General features: G+C 72.4%; 3 protein-coding genes. All 3 read right to left on the bottom strand.

Going from position 1 to position 3,343, the window contains the following annotated elements:
- A partial coding sequence (locus AC068A_RS37220) for a transglycosylase family protein (RefSeq protein WP_478590727.1) occupies positions 1–542 on the bottom strand: 542 nt, incomplete at its 3' end.
- Positions 542–2,617 (bottom strand): glycoside hydrolase domain-containing protein, encoded by a 2,076-nt coding sequence (locus AC068A_RS37225; protein ID WP_478590728.1) that lies wholly within the window; start codon positions 2,615–2,617, stop codon positions 542–544. The genes AC068A_RS37220 and AC068A_RS37225, both read right to left, overlap by 1 nt.
- A gap of 180 nt (positions 2,618–2,797) precedes the next feature.
- A partial coding sequence (locus tag AC068A_RS37230) for an FG-GAP repeat domain-containing protein (RefSeq protein WP_478590729.1) occupies positions 2,798–3,343 on the bottom strand: 546 nt, incomplete at its 5' end.

The following is a 3,343-nucleotide window of genomic DNA, read 5'->3' on the forward strand; positions in this document are numbered from 1 at the left end:
GGGTAGAGGTACAGCTTGCCGCTCTCCACGTGGACCGCGACGAGGTCCTTGCGGCCGTCGCCGTTGAAGTCACCGCCCGACAGCTCCGCCATCCCCGGATCGAACGGCTTCGGCTTCGGTTTCGGCTTCGGCGGGTACGGGTCCGCGTGGTCGCGTCCGAGGCCGGCCCGGGGCCCGCAGGTCGGCCAGGCGTCCTCGCCCTGCCGGGCCAGCACCTTCTCGGCGGTGCGTATCTGCTCCTCCTTGGTGGCGAGGTCGGCGCGGGGCGCGTAGTCCTTGCCGCCGAAAGCCGCCCAAGTGCCCGGGGAGAACTGGAGGCCGCCGTAGTAGCCGTTGCCGGTGTTGAGGTGCCATCTGCCGCCGCTCTCGCAGGCGGCCACCTTGTCCCAGGTGGCGACCGATGCCGCCGACGCGGGCGCGGCGGGGCCGAGTACGGACAGGACGGCAGCCGGCAGGACGGCGAGCGGCACGGCACGCGTCAGCGCGCGCTTCCGTCCCCGCCGGCCTCGTGCTCCGGTCGCGGGCGAGGTCGTCTTGGCCATCACCAGCCCCCCGTCCCGATCTCGACGCGCGGATCGAAGCCGGCGGTGGTGGTGTTGCCGCGGTAGAGGTAGAGCTTGCCGGTCTGGTTCGGGTCGGAGTCGACGGCGGCGAGGTCGGCGACTCCGTCACCGGTGAAGTCGGCGCCCGCGTAGTCGGAGATGCCGTTCCAGCCGCCCTTGCCGATCTCCAGCGGCGCGTCGAACATGTTCAGGCCGGTGCCGCCCGCGCCTGCGTAGAGGAACAGCTGCCCCGTCGCCGTCTTGGTGGCGATGAGGTCGGGGCCGCCGTCGCCGTTGAAGTCGCCGGCGCTGACGACCTTGTTCATGCCGTTCCAGCCGCCGGAGCCGACGAGGGTGCGGCTGCCCAGCATGTTCAGGCCGCCCCGGCCGGTGTTGGGGTAGAGGAAGAGTTCGCCGGTCTCCGTCTTCGCGGCGATCAGGTCGGCCTTGCCGTCGCCGTTGAAGTCGCCTGCGGCGAGGTGTTTCATGGCGTTCCAGCCGCCCGAACCGATCTCCACCCGGTCGGCGAGGGCATCGAGTCCCTTCTTGCCCGTGCCGGGGTAGAGGTACAGCTCGCCGGTGTCCTTCTTCGACGCGACGAGGTCGTCGCGGCCGTCGCCGTTGAAGTCGCCGACCGTCAGGTTGTGCATGCCGTTCCAGCCGCCCGAGCCGATCTCGACGCGGTCGCCCAGCATGTTCAGGCCGCTCCGGCCGGTGTTGGGGTAGACGTACAGCTTGCCCGTCTCGACGTGTACGGCGACCACGTCCTTGCGGCTGTCGCCGCTGAAGTCGCCGCCGGCCAGTTCCGTCATGCCCGGGTCGAGGGCGGCCGGGGCGACGTCCATGTAGTTGCGGTCGATGTTGATCCGGGTTCCGCCGTGGGTCTCCGTGACGTTCCCGGCGTACTGGTGCACGCGGCGGCGGCCCGGCCAGTGGCCGGACGGCAGGTTCGGGTCGGCGGTGTCCGCCTTGCCGTTCCAGTTCGCCGTCCACACCACGTCCGGGCGGTGGTGGGAGGGCGAGTCGTAGACCGAGTCGAGGTCCTTGATGCCGCTGTCGGAGGAGCTGTACACGCCCGAGCGGAAGCCGAGTTCGCGGACCCGGTCCGACCATGCGGAGAGGTAGGTGAGCACCTTCGTCCGGTGGTTCGGGGAGTACGCCTCCATGTCGACGTACAGGACGGTGCCGGGTACGAAGCCGAGGTCCTTCGCCAGGTCCACGGCCTTCTCGGCGGCGGTGCGCCCCTGGCGGGCGGCGCCGTCGGCGGACAGGCCGCCCGCCTGGACGCCTGCGTAGACGGGCAGCATGTGCCAGCCGGCGGCGGTCTGCGTACGGACCCAGGACGCGGTGAGGTTGGGCTGGGCGCAGACGCGCGTCGGGCCGCCGATGTAGATGCCGACGCCCCGGTACGGCGAGTCTGCCCAGGCGCGCATGGCGGCGTTGGACGGGGCGGCGCAGGCGTCGAAGGCCTTGCCGGTGAACCCGGTGCTGGGGGCGGCGGACGCCGCCTGGGGTGCAGGGGCCGGCGGGCGGGGGGCGGGTGCGATGCCGGGGCGGGCCGAGGCGTCGAACCGCGCGGAGGCCAGGACCCGCTGGACGGCCGCGCTGGAACCGCCGTGGGAGGCGGTCGCGGACAGGCCGGCCGCCTCGAACACCACCCGTACCTCGTTGCCCTCGTCGGCGGGGAGGGCGGGCACAGTGCCGCCCGAGGGGACGTTCACCACGGGGAGGCCGGGGCGCGGGGCGGACCCGGCGACGGGCTCGATCACGACGGCGTCGGTCTTCTGGCCGATGACGTGGGTGGGGCAGCTCTGGTCTGCGCCGGGGTGGCCGAGGTAGACGGTGCGCTGGTCCAGCCGGACGCAGGTGTCGGGCCGCTCCTCGAGGTCGACGACGTTCCAGTCGGCGGGGACGTCGAGGGTCAGGCCGCGGTAGGTGACGGGGACCGGTGTCGGGGTGCCCGGTGCGGCTGCGGTTGCCGCGGTGGCGGTGGCCAGCGGGGCGGCGAGGACGGCGGCGGCCGCGAGGAACGCGGCCGGTCCGCGGGCATGCTTGCGCGCATGCTGAAGTGTCATTTCGGCTCCGTGAGGGAGGCCGCAGGCCGGGGGCGCGCCGGTCGGATCGGGCGCGCTCGCCCCGGCCTGGGCAAGGGTGTTGAGCTGCGTGTGCGGGGTGGCGGTGGGGCGGGCCGTGGCGGAGTGCGGGCCCGCCCGGTGGCGCCTGGTGCTACTGGTGGGGTGCGGCGGCCGAGGTGGTCACCAGCCGCCGGTGCCGATCTCGGTGCGGTCCTCCAGGCCCTTGCCGTTGCCCTCGTAGAGGTAGAGCTTGCCGGTCTGGTGCGGGTCGGAGTCCACCGCCGCGAGGTCCGGCTTGCCGTCACCGCTGAAGTCGGCACCCGCGTAGTCCGAGATGCTGTTCCAGCCGCCCGTGCCGATCTGTGCGCGCGAGCCGAGCGCGGTCAGGCCAGGCTGGCCGGTGCCCGGGTACAGGAACAGCTCACCCGTCTCCGTCTTCGCCGCGATCAGATCGTCCTTGCCGTCCCCGTTGAAGTCCCCCGGCGACACCAGCTTGTTCATCCCGTTCCAGCCGCCCGTACCGATCAGCGAACGCGAACCCAGCGCCTCCAGGCCCTTCTTGCCCGTACCGGGGTACAGGAACAACTCGCCCGTCTCGGCCTTCACCGCACCGATGTCGTCCTTGCCGTCCCCGTTGAAGTCACCCCCGAACAGGCCCTTCATCCCGTTCCAGCCACCCGAACCGATCTCCACCCGGTCCGCGAAGGCATCCAGGCCCTTCCTGCC

The organism is Streptomyces sp. NPDC043854, from assembly GCF_056436005.1.